This window comes from Microbulbifer thermotolerans (assembly GCF_001617625.1).
GTDB lineage: Bacteria > Pseudomonadota > Gammaproteobacteria > Pseudomonadales > Cellvibrionaceae > Microbulbifer > Microbulbifer thermotolerans.
The window spans coordinates 2,494,399-2,510,757 of record NZ_CP014864.1 but is presented as its reverse complement, the minus strand read 5'-3'; the positions used below and the strand labels follow the sequence as shown (position 1 = coordinate 2,510,757).

Annotated in this window: 11 protein-coding genes; 6 read left to right on the top strand and 5 right to left on the bottom strand. The window is 56.5% G+C overall.

Translation table 11 applies throughout. The annotated features are described in order from the left end of the window. The first annotated feature begins 103 nt into the window (after positions 1-103). The 4 genes from A3224_RS10525 to rpoS all read left to right on the top strand — a co-directional run bounded on the left by A3224_RS10525 (position 104) and on the right by rpoS (position 4,082). On the top strand, positions 104-775 hold the full coding sequence (locus tag A3224_RS10525; RefSeq protein ID WP_175487795.1) for a protein-L-isoaspartate(D-aspartate) O-methyltransferase: 672 nt from the start codon (positions 104-106) through the stop codon (positions 773-775). Positions 776-777: 2 nt separating this feature from the next. Further along, positions 778-1,758 carry a DUF368 domain-containing protein gene (locus A3224_RS10520; protein ID WP_231902358.1) on the top strand — a complete coding sequence of 327 codons (981 nt, stop codon included), beginning with the start codon at positions 778-780 and terminating at the stop codon, positions 1,756-1,758. Positions 1,759-1,850: 92 nt separating this feature from the next. Beyond that, entirely contained in the window at positions 1,851-2,801 is a 951-nt protein-coding gene (locus A3224_RS10515) for a peptidoglycan DD-metalloendopeptidase family protein (RefSeq protein ID WP_067154208.1), read from the top strand. A gap of 234 nt (positions 2,802-3,035) precedes the next feature. Further along, entirely contained in the window at positions 3,036-4,082 is a 1,047-nt protein-coding gene (rpoS, locus tag A3224_RS10510) for an RNA polymerase sigma factor RpoS (RefSeq protein ID WP_067154205.1), read from the top strand. 69 nt (positions 4,083-4,151) lie between these two features. On the opposite strand, the gene A3224_RS10505 is transcribed toward rpoS, so the two are convergent. Genes A3224_RS10505 through A3224_RS10495 form a run of 3 tightly spaced genes read right to left on the bottom strand, consistent with a single transcriptional unit; the run spans position 4,152 to position 7,684 of the window. Further along, positions 4,152-4,481 carry a YdbL family protein gene (locus A3224_RS10505; protein WP_067154204.1) on the bottom strand — a complete coding sequence of 110 codons (330 nt, stop codon included), beginning with the start codon at positions 4,479-4,481 and terminating at the stop codon, positions 4,152-4,154. 11 nt (positions 4,482-4,492) lie between these two features. After that, on the bottom strand, positions 4,493-4,687 hold the full coding sequence (locus A3224_RS10500; RefSeq protein ID WP_067154201.1) for a YnbE family lipoprotein: 195 nt from the start codon (positions 4,685-4,687) through the stop codon (positions 4,493-4,495). A 60-nt stretch (positions 4,688-4,747) separates the two neighbouring features. Beyond that, a complete protein-coding gene (locus A3224_RS10495) occupies positions 4,748-7,684 on the bottom strand; it encodes an intermembrane phospholipid transport protein YdbH family protein (RefSeq protein WP_067154199.1) in 2,937 nt (978 codons plus the stop codon). A 178-nt stretch (positions 7,685-7,862) separates the two neighbouring features. Here A3224_RS10495 and pepN point away from each other — a divergent pair, with 178 nt between their 5' ends. Then, on the top strand, positions 7,863-10,493 hold the full coding sequence (gene pepN / locus A3224_RS10490; RefSeq protein ID WP_067154196.1) for an aminopeptidase N: 2,631 nt from the start codon (positions 7,863-7,865) through the stop codon (positions 10,491-10,493). Positions 10,494-10,703: 210 nt separating this feature from the next. Here pepN and A3224_RS10485 read toward each other — a convergent pair whose 3' ends face one another. After that, positions 10,704-11,252 (bottom strand): histidine phosphatase family protein, encoded by a 549-nt coding sequence (locus A3224_RS10485; protein WP_067154193.1) that lies wholly within the window; start codon positions 11,250-11,252, stop codon positions 10,704-10,706. A gap of 2 nt (positions 11,253-11,254) precedes the next feature. Next, entirely contained in the window at positions 11,255-12,832 is a 1,578-nt protein-coding gene (locus A3224_RS10480) for a carboxylesterase/lipase family protein (RefSeq protein WP_082817487.1), read from the bottom strand. Between the two features lie 611 nt (positions 12,833-13,443). Between A3224_RS10480 and A3224_RS16905 the strand changes: the two genes are divergently transcribed. Continuing rightward, positions 13,444-16,200, top strand: a complete 2,757-nt coding sequence (locus A3224_RS16905; RefSeq protein WP_156481466.1) for a BapA/Bap/LapF family prefix-like domain-containing protein — start codon at positions 13,444-13,446, stop codon at positions 16,198-16,200. Positions 16,201-16,359 lie beyond the last annotated feature (159 nt).

The window sequence follows — 16,359 nt, the reverse complement described above, 5'->3', positions numbered from 1 at the left end:
TAAGGCCGATTAGCCAATGGGCGCGGCTGTGGGACCGTTTTGCACCTGTTGGCGAAAACTCGATCGTGGAGACACACCCGAGAAGTTTGGAATAAAAACAAATATGGATCGCTTGAGACGTGAAGGTTTGGGGATGACCTCCCAGCGTACCCGCAACCGCCTGATTCAGCGGCTGCGGGATGAAGGTATCCGCAACGAACAGGTGCTGGATGTCATGGCATCCACCCCGCGGCACCTGTTTCTCGACGAAGCCTTGGCCCTGCGCGCCTATGAGGACACGGCACTTCCCATCGGCTACGGCCAGACCATCTCTCAGCCCTATATTGTCGCGCGTATGACCGAGTTGCTCCTCGGCCGGGCAAAATCCCTCGAGCGGGTGCTGGAAGTGGGTACCGGCTCCGGCTACCAAACGGCGGTGCTTGCGCGCCTGGTGGAAAAACTCTACTCGGTGGAACGCATCGATCCCCTGTTACAGCAGGCGCGTCGGCGTCTGCGGGAGCTGGAGATTCACAATGTGGAATTCAAACTTGGAAACGGCGGCTTCGGCTGGCCGGACAAAGGGCCTTACGATGCCATACTGACTGCCGCCGCACCGGCGGTGGTTCCCGATGAGTTGCGACAACAACTGGCGCCGAATGGCGTGTTGGTAATTCCAGTTGGCTCGGAGCGCCAGGTCCTGACAATCGTCACCCGGCGCGAGGACAGTGACCGGTTTGATGTGGAGAAGCTGGAATCCGTGCGCTTTGTCCCTCTGCTCGGCGGTGTTGTTCGATGAATATGACCAGATTATTTCGCAGCCGCTACCTTGGTGTAGCTGCCCGCGGTATGGCGATGGGGGCTGCGGATGTGGTGCCCGGCGTGTCCGGCGGCACTATTGCCTTTATCACCGGTATTTACACGGAACTTCTCGATTCAATTAGCCGCATTGGTCCCCACTGCATCACGGTGTTGCGGCGTCACGGCATTGCTGTGACCTGGCAATATATCAACGGCAATTTTCTGCTGGCGCTGTTTTGCGGAATTCTCTTCAGTATTTTCACTTTGGCCAGGGTGATCGGTCATCTGCTGGAGACTTACCCGATAGTACTCTGGGCTTTCTTTTTTGGCTTAGTGCTCGCCTCGGCGGTCCCCATACTGCGCAGCATTCCGCGATGGTCCGGGTCGGTGGTGTTGTTTCTCTTAGCGGGCGCCGCCATGGCGGTTCTGATCAGTGAGCTGCGCCCGGGCCAAGTACCTGCTACGCCGTTGACCCTCTTTCTGTCCGGAGCCCTGGCCATTTGTGCGATGATACTGCCTGGTATCTCGGGCTCTTTTATTTTGCTGTTGATCGGGATTTATCCAAGGGTCCTCGCCGCGGTACACGAATTGCAGCTTTTGAATCTTCTCTGTTTCGCAGCCGGAGCCGCCACTGGATTGCTGATGTTCAGTCGTCTGCTTTCCTGGTTGATGCACAGGTATATCGCACGCTCCCTGGCCTTTTTGGCCGGTATACTGCTCGGGAGCTTGAAAATAATTTGGCCGTGGAAACTTCCCCTGGTGGGGATTGCCGGTGATGGAGATAAACTTGCGCCATTGATGTCCAATGCTTCTCCACAGGGCTACGAAGCCCACACCGGAGACAGTGCCTACCTGGCCGCTGCTCTGGCCGCCGCCGTTGCCGCTGCGACCCTTGTGCTGTCCGTGGACTACCTGGGGCGCAGGCACCGGGCTTTACATTCTCAGTGCGCCAATAGTCAGAGGATTACCCAAGATCGGTAAGGCGGTTTTTTCTGAGGATTTTGGTGGTAATTTCGGCGTTTTTTTTAGACACTTTTTCCATAAATGCGGCCGTCTGATGTAAAAAGAGAATAATGGAATGTCGTTTGTTAACACATTATGCGCATCGGCCATGGCGGGATATTAGTCTTATCGTAATCCGGCTAGCTTCCCCAGTGTTAAATATATTAATCGTGGTGCTCCTGGCTCTGCTTCTCTGCTCCTGCGCCACCCCACCTGCACCCACGGCGTCATTACAGCAGCCGCCGAGTATCAAAATTCAGCATCATATTGTCAGCCGTGGTGAGACGCTCTATTCCATCGCCTGGCGCTATGGTAAGGATTACCGGGAACTTGCCGCTATCAATGGCATTCCTGCCCCCTATAACATCTATCCCGGACAACGATTACGCTTAACTGGGCGCCCCGTTGTGAAAGTGGTTTCCACTGCGCCCAAGGCATCCAAGACATCTCAGGCCAAGGTATCCAAGACATCCCGGACCAAGGTATCCAAGACGTCCCAGGTCGCCAAGGTAACTTCCCCGGTGTCGTCGACCGCAACGAAACGCCAGTCCAGCTCTGCCAAAAAAACCAAGACTGTGGCAAAAACGACGAAAACAAATAAAAAATCTTTAACACCTGCAAAATCGACCAAAGCAACCGCCCGAGTATCGAAATCCTCGATTCGCTGGCAATGGCCGGCAAAGGGCAAGGTGATCAGTCGCTTCCGGAAGGGAGACCCCTTGCGCAAGGGTGTTGATATCGCCGGTGAAAAGGGAGACTCTGTAGTAGCGGCGGCCGATGGCACCGTGATCTACGCGGGGAGTGCGTTGAGGGGCTATGGGAAGCTGCTGATCGTAAAGCACAGCAATGAATTTTTGAGTGCTTATGCCCACAATCACAAGCTGCTTGTGAAAGAGGGCGGCAAAGTCAAGGCGGGGCAGAGGATAGCGGAACTGGGTTCAAGTGGTACCGACCGCAATAAGCTCCACTTTGAAATTCGCCGTAACGGTCAGCCGGTGGACCCCCTGGCCTATCTGCCATAGCTCCTGTAGGCGTCAGAAAGCCCTGCAAATAAAAATGGATTTTTATGTGTACCACTTGAGGTAGTCACCGGACTCGTGGCGACCGCAAGGCCGATGGGAAATTGCTGCGGCGTTTCTCGCATTCAGTCGGCCTGCTGTTCGCAGATTCGGAGACTGTCGTACCCCTCATAGCCGGGTTGGTTGATCTCGGTTTGTGGTGCGGCTGATATTGGCAAAGTACAAGGAGTTGGGGAAATGGAAGCACGACGTCAAGACCGGTTGATGACGGGTCATGTAGATGAACTTCCTCCAGAGTTGGCAATTGATCACAACGAACATCAGACAGGTCAAGAAGAGGACTATTCCCCTGGCCGCCCCCGGAGCACAGCGGCCAAAAAAGATTCCGGACCCACCCCCCTCAAGGCGCGGGCGCGCAAACTGGACAACGACAGCCATTTGCAGAAAAACCTCGATGCCACGCAACTGTATCTGAACGAAATCGGCTTTTCGCCACTGCTCACCGCAGAGGAGGAAGTCTATTACGCGCGCAAGGCGTTGCGCGGTGACGCGGCGGCGCGAAAACGGATGATCGAAAGCAATCTGCGCCTGGTGGTGAAAATTGCCCGCCGCTATGTCGGGCGCGGGCTGGCTCTGCTGGATCTGATCGAAGAGGGCAATCTGGGGTTGATTCGCGCGGTGGAAAAGTTTGACCCCGAACGCGGATTCCGCTTCTCCACCTATGCCACCTGGTGGATCCGTCAGACAATTGAGCGGGCCATCATGAACCAGACCCGGACTATTCGCCTGCCCATTCATGTCGTCAAGGAGCTGAACGTTTATTTACGTGCTTCTCGTGAACTGGCCCAGAAACTCGACCACGAACCCTCCGCGGAAGAAATTGCGAACCTGCTGGAAAAACCGGTGGAGGATGTCGAGCGGATGCTGGGTCTGAACGAGCGTGTTACTTCGGTGGACACACCAATAGGCCCGTCTTCGGAAAAAACCCTGGTGGATACCATTCCGGATCAACAGGAGTCCGACCCTGCGGAACTGCTTCAGGACAGCGACTTGTTCGAGAGTATCAACCGCTGGCTCAGCGAGTTGCCCGAGAAACAATGTGAGGTGGTCTCCCGTCGCTTTGGCTTGCGCGGCTTTGAAGCCAGTACTCTGGAAGAGGTGGGCCGGGAAATCGGCTTGACCCGTGAACGGGTGCGACAGATTCAGGTGGATGCGCTCAAACGCCTGCGAGAGGTGATGGAGAAACAGGGACTAGACGGCCAGTCTCTGTTTGGCAATCTGTAGATAGCACCCGGGTGGGTTGTACCCACCCGGTTTGCTTTTGCCTGGTCGTTAGGGAGTGGGCCTGTGCGTCTACTTTTTCTGCACCCAGCGACCCCGGCTGTCCTGGTAGTAGTGTCCCGTCGCCAGGCGGGCTTCCAGTTTTTCCGCGGCCCGTGCCGCGACCTGGGCAATGTCGATATTGTTGCGCTTGGCGATCCTGGCGTACTCGGCTTTGCGTTTTGCATTCACATCCGCCACCAGCTTTTCCAGTTCGGGGGTGCTTTTGCTGACTACGGCAATGTAGCCGCTGTTTGCTTCCCCAACCAGTCCCTGGTTTCGCGCCTGATCCAGAGTAATCGCCAGGGCCGGCAGGGTGAATAGCAGGCTCAAGCACAACAGGGCAGTCTTGAAAAGTTTCATGGTTCGCCTCCTTAGAAAATGCCTTCCTTGTCTTCGAACAGGTCGTCCAGCTCTCTGTCGACCTTTACGCGGATCTCGTGCTCTATCTTCACATTTAAGTTGACGGTAATCGGTTCACTGGGTGCCTGCACGGCGACCGTGGGCGTGCAGCCAGCTGTAATGGCCGCCCCCATCAATAGTGTGGAAAACAGTCTGGTGGCCGTCATCTGACGCTCCTCAGGATTTAACATAGGGGTTATTGTAATGGACTAACCTGAACCCAGGCTTTACTGAAGCGTCTTTTCCAGTGCCTCAGTCAAATCCCTGCTCGCCTGCAGGGAGCGGAGCATATCCGGGATGTTATTTTCCAGGTTCAGATTGATAATCAGGTCCCTGTCCGCCGCCACCGACTGGCTGCGCCCAACAAGTTTGAGCTGCATGCGCATGTCGCCGCTGGACGGGTAGTCCAGTGTGCCGGAAAGTGCCCTGTAGTTGTAGTCTTCCAAGGCGCCTGCGAGCAGTTTCAACTGCGGGTTGCCCGACAGCATCTGCGGGGAGAAGGCGCCGTAGTAACGTAACCTGCCTCCTGGTGGCCGCGCCTTTACCTGTCCGCGCCTCACCGTCACGCCCTCGCTACTGGTAGCCATCGGTATTTCCAAATCCAGCGTGCCTGTAGCGGCAAAGTTTTCCGCCTCCATTTCCCTTGCCAGTTCACTGAGGGATATGCCCTGGATTTGGATCTTCCCTGTGTGCTCTTCTCCGTCCAGGTTCCAGACTAGCCGGGAAGACTCCAGAGTGCCGCCGAGCAGTTGCGCGTTAACCGCGTTAAAAGCCAAGTCTCGCTTCTCGTCGAGAGAAATTGAGAAATGGATATTTTCGATCGGCAGTCCGAAGTCGACCCGATCCACCTGTACCGCCTGCGGTTGGTCCGTGAGCCATAGATTACCCCGCCGGTAAAGGGAAATTTCGCCAGCAACGCCCGCGGCAAAGCTATCCCCGAAAACGGCGGCCGCCTGCTCAAGCTGCAGGTGAATGTGGTCCTTTGTGCCCATTGGCCAACTGTAGCGCCCGCTGGCGGAAAGCGTTCCGGCGACAATATCCACCGGCAGTCCTTCTATCGCCCGGGAGAGAGGATGTGTGCGGCTAAAGCTTGTCTTCGGAAAGGTAAAATCTGCCGTGCCTTCTGCGTTGTTCAAGTTGTGCTGCCATTGTGCCTGTAGTTTCACCGGCCCTGAGAGCAGCTGGCTTTCCCCGTGCAGCATCGCGTCCTCTAATAGCAGATTTCCCTGTATATCGATGTTCAACGCATAATTTTCTGCGGTTTTCAGCCTGATTTGGTTTGCGTGGTACCCCGCATTCAATTCGGTTCTTCGGCCCGACTGGCGGAACTGCACGTCGCTGAAAGTCAGCGCGCCAGAAGAGCGCAGTCCGGGCGTGTCCAGCGTGGAAAAGGCGGCAGTAATTTCCATGCTTTCGCAGTGTGCACTGCCATTTGTCACACGACACTGGAGCTGGGGAGCTGTTAGAGACAGCCGTTCGGCCTGTAATGAGGGACCTTTCAGGTCGTCGGCCCAGACTTCTGCCTGGGAGAGTAGCCACTGCTGCTGGTTATCTTCCGTGTGAAATTGCAATTCACTATTCATGGAAAAATTTTCCAGCGTCAGAGCGCCTGGTAACCCCAACGGTTCCGGTGACTCGGCGACGATCTCCAATGAACAGCGCGTCTGAGTGAGGAGACTACATTCTATCTGTTGCAACTGTGCATTGACGCTGATATTTCCGTCTTTCTCTTGTGCGCGCAGTCTGATTTCAGCGCTGTTAAGCTGCATTTTCCCCGGCCACTGATCGGTCCGTACTGCCAGCACCTCGGGTAGATGGATAGCAATTTTCCCGTTTTGCCAGCCATCCGGACTGGCTCCGGGTTGAGAAACCGAGAGTTCGAGCCAGCTGTCTGGTAGTAGAGATAGGTCAAAGCGGTCCAGCCAGCTTTGCCGGCCGTCCGGTAGCGCGGTGAGAGACTTTGCGGTTGCCGACCCCTGGAATTGTAGTTTCCCGGCGGCTGAAGTCAGCCGTAGATCGGGTAACTTGTCCTGCAACACAGAGGATTGCAGCCAGGGAGTGAGCGCCTGCAGGTTAAGATTGCCAGTGGCGGTGATTTGCGGCTGTCCCTGACTGGTCGTGGATGCAAACCGGGCCTGGAGCAGGGTGGGCATGTCTTTGGGGGTCAGTGTTATGTTTCCGCTGCCGGAAAGGCTTTTTGCCTCCAGTGGGCGTAGAGCGGCGAGTTTCACCTCCAAGTGGTCGTCGACCGTAAGATTGAACGCCGCTTCCGTGCCCAGCAGTGCTTGGGGCAGGGCCAGTTGAATCGATGATTTTTCCAGTTTCACAGAGATATCCGAGTATTCTTCCAGTCGCAATACGCGGTCTGGTAAACGCGCCTGGAGTCGGGCAGACACCGCGCCTGTGGCGCCGGGGCTAAACTGGGCCAGTTTGTCCGGAAGTGGTAGCTGGGACAGCTTTTGCAGGTCAGATTGGAGGGTAATAGTGGCGAGCCAAAGATCCGATGTATCCGCAAGCAATGCACCTGTGAAAGACAGTATCCGTCCATCCTTTTTGTCATCCAGTTGCGCGGAGAGGTGCAGTTGCCCACCTTCGGACCGCAATAAGAGGGTGAGCTCTTGACGGTCGAAAGTGGCATTGGCTTTAACGGACTGGCGGTCATCATTGCGGGCAATATGCAGTTGACCGCGGTGCATCGTGTCATCGAACCAACGGAATTCTTCTACCTGCACGTGTTCAGGCAGTGTTTTATGGACCAGGGCGATCAGTGTCCGCAGGCTTGCGTCCTCTGCTGAGACCGCTTTGTCATTGGCGCTGGTGGGGACCGGGGCGGCTTCGGCTTGTGGCTGGGGTGGGGTGTACTGCAGACTTGCAATTGAGAGTCGGCTGCGATTGCGCTCGCCGGTGAATATCAGCCCCCAGGGGTGGCTCAGGCGGAGATCTTCCATGCGCATAGATGCACCGGAAGCGAGAGACAAGTGCACCTCGTCCACAGTGATGGCATCGATGCCGGGTTGCAGGCCACGCAGGCTATCGATGCGGCTGGTTTGCAGCAGCGGATTGATCAGTGCCACTGTCAGTCGCTCCCTATCCAGCCAGATCCAGCTGCCGGTTGCGGTGATGATCAGAATTGCGGCGAGTAATAGCGCGCGTCTTCTCTGCACGGGGGCTCCTCAAATTAAGCAATAGTGGCGCTCCATACCATTTTACGGAAGCTCTAGAGCATTTGCGTGAGAACCGCCGACACTTGGCACCGGCAGTGAAATCTATATAGTGGGTGGCAGTATTCGCGTGCCCCCGAGAGGGAACGGTTTGTCAGAACGGAATATCCTTGTATTCACTATGAAAGATGCCCAACCAAACACTGTATACCTGAAGGACTACAAACTACCCGAGTACCTGATCGATAGCACAAAACTCCATTTTGAACTGCAACCCAAGGGTACCTTGGTCAAATCGCAGCTGAAAGTCCGGCGCAATCCAGCGGCCGGGGCAGGGTTGCCGCCGCTGTTACTGGACGGGGTGGAACTAGAACTTTTGTCCGTTTCCATCGACGGCCAGCTGGTGCCCGCCAGCCGCTACCAGGAAATCCCGGCCGGGCTGTCGATTGAGGTGGAGAAGCCCGAGTTCGAGCTGGAAATCTGTAACCGTATCAGCCCGGAGAATAATACCTCCCTCGAAGGTCTGTACCTGTCCAACGGTATGTACTGTACCCAGTGCGAAGCAGAGGGCTTCCGCAAAATCACCTACTATCCGGATCGGCCGGACGTGATGTCAAAGTTCACCACCACCATTGTGGCGCCGCGACAGTACCCTGTGCTGCTTTCCAACGGCAACGAAATTGAGCGCGGCGCCACCGAGGACGGCCGCCATTTCGTTACCTGGGAAGATCCCTTTGCCAAGCCCGCTTATCTGTTTGCGCTTGTGGCCGGTGATCTGCAGCGCGTGGAGGACAGCTATACCACGGCCAGTGGTCGTCAGGTGACACTGCAGATATATACCGAGGCGAAAAATATCGGCAAGTGCGCCCACGCCATGCGTTCGCTGAAAAAAGCCATGCGCTGGGACGAGGAGGTCTACGGCCGGGAATACGATCTGGATATCTTTATGATCGTGGCCGTAGACCATTTCAATATGGGCGCAATGGAAAACAAAGGGCTGAATATTTTCAACTCCGCCTGTGTGCTGGCCAGCCCGGAGACGGCCACTGATGCCACCTTCCAGCGCATTGAAGCTATTGTCGCGCACGAATATTTCCACAACTGGTCTGGAAACCGTGTCACCTGCCGCGACTGGTTTCAACTGAGCTTGAAGGAAGGTTTTACCGTTTTCCGGGACGCTGAGTTTTCCGCCGATATGAATTCTCGCGCGGTCAAACGCATCGAGGATGTATCTCTGCTGCGCACCCAGCAGTTTGCCGAAGACGCGGGCCCCATGGCGCATCCGGTACGCCCGGATTCCTATATGGAAATATCCAACTTCTATACCCTGACGGTGTACGAGAAAGGGGCGGAAGTTGTGCGCATGATTCACACGCTGCTCGGCGCCGAGGGCTTCCGTAAGGGCAGTGATCTCTATTTCGACCGGCACGACGGCCAGGCGGTGACCTGTGAGGATTTCGTCAAGGCGATGGAGGATGCCAACGGTGTCGACCTGACACAGTTCCGCCGCTGGTACAGCCAGGCGGGCACACCGGTACTGGATGTGACCGACAGTTACGACGAGGCATCGGGCAGCTACACACTTACCGTAAGACAATCCTGCCCGCCCACGCCCGGCCAGAAAGAAAAGCTGCCGTTTCATATCCCGCTGGCGCTAGGTCTGCTGAGCGCCGAGGGTAAAGATCTGCCACTGGACGAAGCGGGCAATACCCAGTTGGTTCTGCCGGTGACCGAGGCGGAGCAGACATTTCACTTCAGCGGTTTCGCGGAAAAACCGCTGCCGTCATTGCTGCGCGGTTTTTCCGCGCCGGTCAAAGTGCGCTACGACTACAGCAGCGAACAGCTCCTGTTTCTCATGCGCAACGACAGCGATGCCTTTAATCGTTGGGACGCGGGTCAGCGCCTGGCTTTTGCTGCACTGGGGCAGCTGCAAAAAGACTACCGAAACGGTAAAACGCTACAGTTGCAGCCGGAGTTGGTGGAAGCCTACCGCAGTGTACTGCGCAACCGCGATCTGGACCCGGCCCTGGTAGCGAAAATGCTCGCGCTGCCCAGTGAACAAACGCTGGCAGAGGAAGCCGAAAGGATCGATGCGGAAGCCATTATCGAAGCGCGCAAGTTTGCCCGCCACGCCCTGGCGGAAGCGTTAAAAGAAGATCTGCTGGAATCTTATCGGCGCCTGCACAAAGACAAACCCTACAGCCCCGAGGCGGCCGATATCGCCGAGCGCAGTCTCAAAAATACCTGCCTGGATTATCTCTGTGCCACGGAAGACGCGGACGCACTGCTGTTGGCGCAACAACAGTTCGATAAAGCGGCCAATATGACTGACTGTGCGGCGGCCCTGGCGGCACTGGTCAATTACGGTAATGAAACCGATGTGGATAAGAGTCTGGAGACTTTCTACGAACGCTGGAAAGTGGATACCCAGGTAGTAGAGCTCTGGTTCTCTCTGCAGAGCGGCAGCGCCAGATGGGGAACTTTGGAAAGAGTACAGACATTGATGGCGCACCCGGCGTTTGAATTGAAAAACCCCAACAAAGTGCGTGCGGTAATCGGTGCCTTTGCCAACCGCAACTTCGCCCAGTTCCATCGCACCGACGGCAGTGGTTTTGAGTTTGTTGCACAACAGGTGATTGCCTTGGATAAACTCAATCCGCAGATTGCGGCGCGCCTGGTGATACCGCTGACCCGTTGGAAAAAATACAGCTCGGCACTGGGTGAAAAAATGCGGCAGTCGTTGGAAAGTGTGATGCAATCCGGCAAGCTGTCTGCAGATCTCTATGAGGTGGTGAGCAAAAGCCTGCAATAACCGAAAAGCGGAGCTTCTGAGTCTTCAGTCTCGGACTTCAAAAAAGCCCCGTAGCCGGAAGAGATACGCAAGCAATGGGGTGGAAATTTCGAAACCGACGGATACATGGATGTATCCATCGGAGCTACAGGGAAGTACTCATGCGTTTTCGAAATGTCCATCCCATTGCCTGAGCGCCCCTAGTGTTCACGCGAATTAATCAGAGGTTGCCTAAAGAATACGGCTGCTTTTCTCTTTTCCCAGGCGCACCAACTCCAGCGCCCCTCCCTTCAGACACAATTCCGTCACTGACGTATAGTCCGGGCGGAATTGTTGTATCTTTCGGTGGTTGCGAATATGTGCCACCACGGAATTGATAACCATAAAATGGCAGAAGACTGCCGTGTCTTGCTCAAGTGTGAGCAGATACTCCAGAACACCCCGGCGCCACGCCACCTGCTGCGCATCATTTTCGTCCCAGTCGCTTTCGAGCAATAAGCGTATCCAGGCCGCGCGTTTTTGCAGTGGTATATGCGAGGGGGACGGAATTTCCGTGACTGCAGCTTCCAAGGCAATGGGACGCCGCCACACCTTTGCCAGCGGCCGTGCGGTTTGCTGTGTGCGCAGTTTGGGGCTGCTTACGAGGGCAATGGGGCTTTCCGCGGCGAATTCTCGCGCGAGATTTTCGGCCTGTTTGTGTCCCAGCGCCGTTAACTCCGGATCGGGAATATCCGGCCCTTTTGCCGCTTCGCCGTGGCGTATCAGTAAAATTTTTGTCACTGTTACAGATAACCGTTTAGCAAACTATCCGGTATATCTTGCCACAGTGCCGTCAACTCCGCCGCATCGAATGGGCGGGCCCGAGGATGATCGCCAAAACGGCGGCTGTGGCCACTGCCAAAATCCAGCCATTCGGCGCCGGGATCACCACACTCGGCAAAATTTAGCCAAGCTTTCTGCATGGCGCCACTCAAGCGGTGCGGATTTGCCTCCGCGCCATAGAGGGGCCGCAAGGATTCAGCCCCGTAAGTCCCAAAAACATAGCCCAGTTCCACTGCGTGGCAGGCACCCAGCAATGGCTGGGCGGCCAGTGGCTGGGCAAAATGGTAGTGATAGCAATCATCGCAATGCGCTTTTAGAAGGCGTATACCGGGGACTGTAAAAACCATATCTGTCAGCAGCAGATTCCAGGTGCGCGGCCATTCAGGCCATGGGTTTTCCTCTTGAGACCTTGCCAGCCGGTAGTAGTGTTTCAACAAGGGGGCCAATAGATGATGGGGAAAGAGCCACTCCAGACGCGCACGAATTTTTTTGTTATCCAGCGTAAAGGTTTCCGGTGTGATTGCACTGAATAGATTCCATTCGTCCAAATTGCTGCCGAGTAGCAGAGTGACTCCAGACGCCCGCTTGCGCGCGAGCGCTTCAAGTGGGTCGGCATCCAGCAGTTTGCCGTCTAGCACCGGCTTGAATGGCAGCTGTCCCCAACTTCGCTCCATGCGCGGGTCCGTCATTACCGCATACTGAGCCTGAAGCAGGGATTTTGTGCTGGCTTTGCGCAACGATTGGTGGCCGCAAATTTTTTCCAGGTGTTCCACAAAAGCCAATGCCAGATTGTTTGCCCGCCTGGGTGTGTGCAGGGCGTGAGGGTTGCCACTCTGTACGATGGCACGCTTAAACAGACCGCGGCAACCTGGGGCGGCGAGCAAAGTGGCAATACTCATTGCACCAGCGGATTCGCCGAATAAAGTGATATTGTCTGGATCGCCACCGAAAGCGGCGATATTCCTGTGCACCCAATTCAGGGCTGCAATTTGATCTTCCACACCCTCATTGCCGCTTGACGGAATATCACAGATATCCCGGAGTCGCAGAAAGCCGAAAGCCCCCAGGCGGTAGTTAAAAGTCACCACAATTGCGCGCCCGCTGGCCGCCAGGTGACAGCCATCGTAGATTTCCTGGCATCCGGAACCCATATAAAAGGAGCCACCGTGTACCCACAGCATCACTGGTAGCTTGCCAGTTCCGGGTTTGGGTGGTGCGTAAATATTTAGGTACAGGCAATCTTCGCTCTCAGGCGGTTCACCGCAGGGCCCTTGCACCTGCATCAGCAGCGATGGATTTTGCGCCGCCGGCATACCGAAACGCACGGCACGGAAAGGTGTCTGCCAGGGCTGCATTGGTTGTGGCGACAGCCAGCGGAGATCTCCGATTGGGGGGTGGCAATAGGGAATTCCGAGAAATTTATTAACCCCGGTCTTTTGATCGACGGTGCCGACAATAGGGCCTGTCGGGCAATCCACGACAGGAGTTTCATTATTTTGAATGCCGGATTGAATCCCAGCCTTTGCATCCCTGCTCATTGAATATTTCTGTTTCCCTATAGAACCTCTGACTAATTCGCGTGAACACTATGGTAGCTTCCGGGGCGCTCAGGTAATAGGACGTACATTTCGAAAACGCACGAGTACTTCCCTGTAGCTCCGACGGATACATCCCTGTATCCGACGGTTTCGAAATGTACGCCCTATCACCTGAGCTTCACATCCGCCCTGAAGCGTCTCTGCCAACAGAAAGTGGCTCAATCAGAGGTTCCCTATCTGTGCCCGTCCCTCACTGACTCGCTCAGTATAGCGGGTGTAAACAGCGCCTTTTTCACCTTCTTTTCGACAAGGCACTGTGGGAGTAAATGTCCCAGCCGCCATGCCGGTTTCTTGAAAAATGGTGTTGCACGAGGACTGACATTTAATTTCCTCTATCGAGCTTGAAAAGCGCCACTGCGCAGTCCATACCAATAAAAGCTGTTCAAAAAATGTACAGCTGTAAGTGGCGTAAAGCAGGGATTGCACTAGCAGGATCATTCTCGCGCTAGCTCACCCTTCCTATCGCAGCAGTTACGGCTTTGCTCTCAAGAAGTAAAGCCCGACGTCCGTTTTCACAAGGGCTATTTCATCGGGTTGTAGTAGGTGATGGCATGATCGCGACGATATTCGACAAGCTCAGCGGTACGGTTGTAGAACGGCCGCTTGGTGCACTGGACCTGTCCTCGACCGGCATAGTGAAGCTTCCGCTGGGGCAAGATAAAATTGCCTCCTATGCCAGGGATGGACTCAACTTGGTAATCATTCTCAAATCAGGGCAGACCATCGTTATTGCGAATTTTTTCAAGCCCGATGAGGAAGGATTTCACAGCGAACTGGTTCTGGAGGGAGAGGAAACCCCCGTGTTATTGGCGGGCCCCCCCGGGACACCGGTTCCCGCAGGGCCGGCCGTTACAACTGCAGCTGCACCGGCGGCAACAGTATATCCCTGGGTTCTGGCTGGTCTAGGAGCACTTGGCGTGATTGCCCTTATCGCCAGCGACGATGACGATGACGACCCATTCAGAGAAACCGGAAACCATACACCCGACGATGGCGATGCAGATGCCGATGCGGATGCGGATGCGGACGCAGATGCAGATGCCGATGCGGACGCAGATGCAGATGCGGATACTGACGCCGATGCCGATGCCGATGCCGATGCCGATGCCGATGCTGACGCGGATGCCGACGCCGACGCGGACGCAGACGCAGATGCCGACGCGGACGCCGATGCCGACGCAGATGCAGACGCGGATGCCGATGCGGATGCCGATGCTGACGCGGATGCCGATGCGGACGCGGATGCTGACGCGGATGCCGACGCAGATGCAGACGCGGATGCCGACGCAGATGCAGACGCGGATGCCGACGCAGATGCAGACGCAGATGCAGACGCGGATGCCGATGCCGATGCTGACGCGGATGCGGATGCGGATGCCGATGCAGATGCCGACGCGGACGCAGACGCAGATGCAGACGCAGATGCCGACGCAGATGCCGACGCGGATGCGGATGCGGATGCCGATGCTGACGCGGATGCGGATGCAGACGCGGATGCCGACGCAGATGCCGATGCGGACGCAGATGCAGACGCCGATGCTGACGCGGATGCCGATGCGGACGCAGACGCCGATGCTGACGCGGACGCCGACGCCGATGCTGACGCGGATGCCGATGCGGATGCCGATGCGGATGCGGATGCGGACGCAGACGCAGATGCCGACGCGGACGCGGATGCGGATGCCGACGCGGACGCCGATGCCGACGCGGACGCCGATGCCGATGCTGACGCAGATGCAGACGCCGACGCCGATGCTGATGCGGATGCCGACGCGGACGCGGATGCCGATGCTGATGCGGACGCAGATGCCGATGCAGACGCGGATGCAGACGCAGATGCAGATGCCGACGCGGACGCCGATGCGGATGCCGATTGCGACATCAATATCGACATAGATATCGATATTGATATCGACTGTGACTGTGATGCAGACGCAGATTCCGATGCTGACGCGGATGCGGACGCAGATGCAGACTGGGGTGGACCCGGTTGGCACTGTGATAAGGATTGCGACATCAAAGATATTGATGTTGATGTCGACGTAGATATTGACCGAGGGCATGGCAAAGACTGCGAGATCAATATCGATATCGACATAGATATCGATATCGAATGTGATGCGGATGCCGATTCTGATGCGGATGCCGACGCGGATGCTGACGCAGACGCAGATGCCGACGCGGACGCCGATGCTGACGCGGATGCGGATGCGGATGCGGATGCGGATGCCGATGCTGATGCCGACGCCGACGCGGATACGGATGCCGACGCAGATGCCGATGCCGATGCTGACGCGGATGCGGACGCGGATGCAGACGCCGACGCGGATGCTGACACCGACGCCGACGCGGATGCTGACGCGGATGCTGACGCAGATGCCGATGCTGACGCGGATGCGGATGCGGATGCCGACGCGGATGCGGATGCTGACGCGGATGCGGATGCTGACGCGGATGCAGATGCCGACGCGGATGCAGACGCCGACGCAGACGCGGATGCCGATGCGGATGCAGACGCAGATGCCGACGCCGACGCGGATGCCGACTCAGACTCGGATGCAGACTGTGAACTCCCGAATGCAATCTCCTACATCGCTTTCCGGCTAGAAGATGGCCAAGTGATCAAGGTTGAAGGCTTCGAGGAGGAAATCACGAACGGCAAGTATCCGGAGACGCTGTTCGACTGCATCGAGGAAACTTACGGTTCCCCGGTGGTTGAATACATCATCAAAGCCGGACCGCTTCACTATGACGAGGACTGCGAGGTAACAACCACCGAAGGATGGCCGACGAATCCTGCCGGTAACGTGGGCGGGCCTGGAGTCACGGAAGTCGACATCGATGACTTGTGCAATGACGAGAATGCGGCCGCTGACGATGAATCCGAAGCTGAGGAAGATGATTGTGGCTGCGGTGGCGACACCGACCCCGATAGTGTCGGGGAGCCCGACGCGGAAGCCTCTGCGGATACTGAACCGGAAGCGGACGATGTCATCCCCCTCAAAGATACAGAGTTTGACTTTGTGGATGGTGGCGATGTAGCGGACCCGCACTTCTGGTCTGAGTCAGAAATGCCGATGGATGGCGAAGGCCTGCCCACAGTGGATGGTCACGAGTCGCTTCCCCAACTGCACGAGCTGTTGGAAGAGGCCGGCGCGGATGGCAACCAGCTGTTGGCACAGCTAGAGGCCGAAGGTCTGCCCGCACTGTCGGACATCTCTGGAGAGAGCGCGGACATCCTGTTGCAGGCCCCGCTGGACGACCAACTCCAGGATCTGTGGCAGCAATACGGGCACCACGACCTGTAGCTGGCTGGAAGAGATCCATGCCGAAAAACACCGGGCCCTCGGGCCCGGTGTTTTTGTTGGGCTAAACTGATAACCGCATTTATGTATTAAGGGACCTCTGTTTCATTCGCGCGGGTACTGCAGGTGGTTCAGGGGTGATCAGGCAATGGCGTCGATATT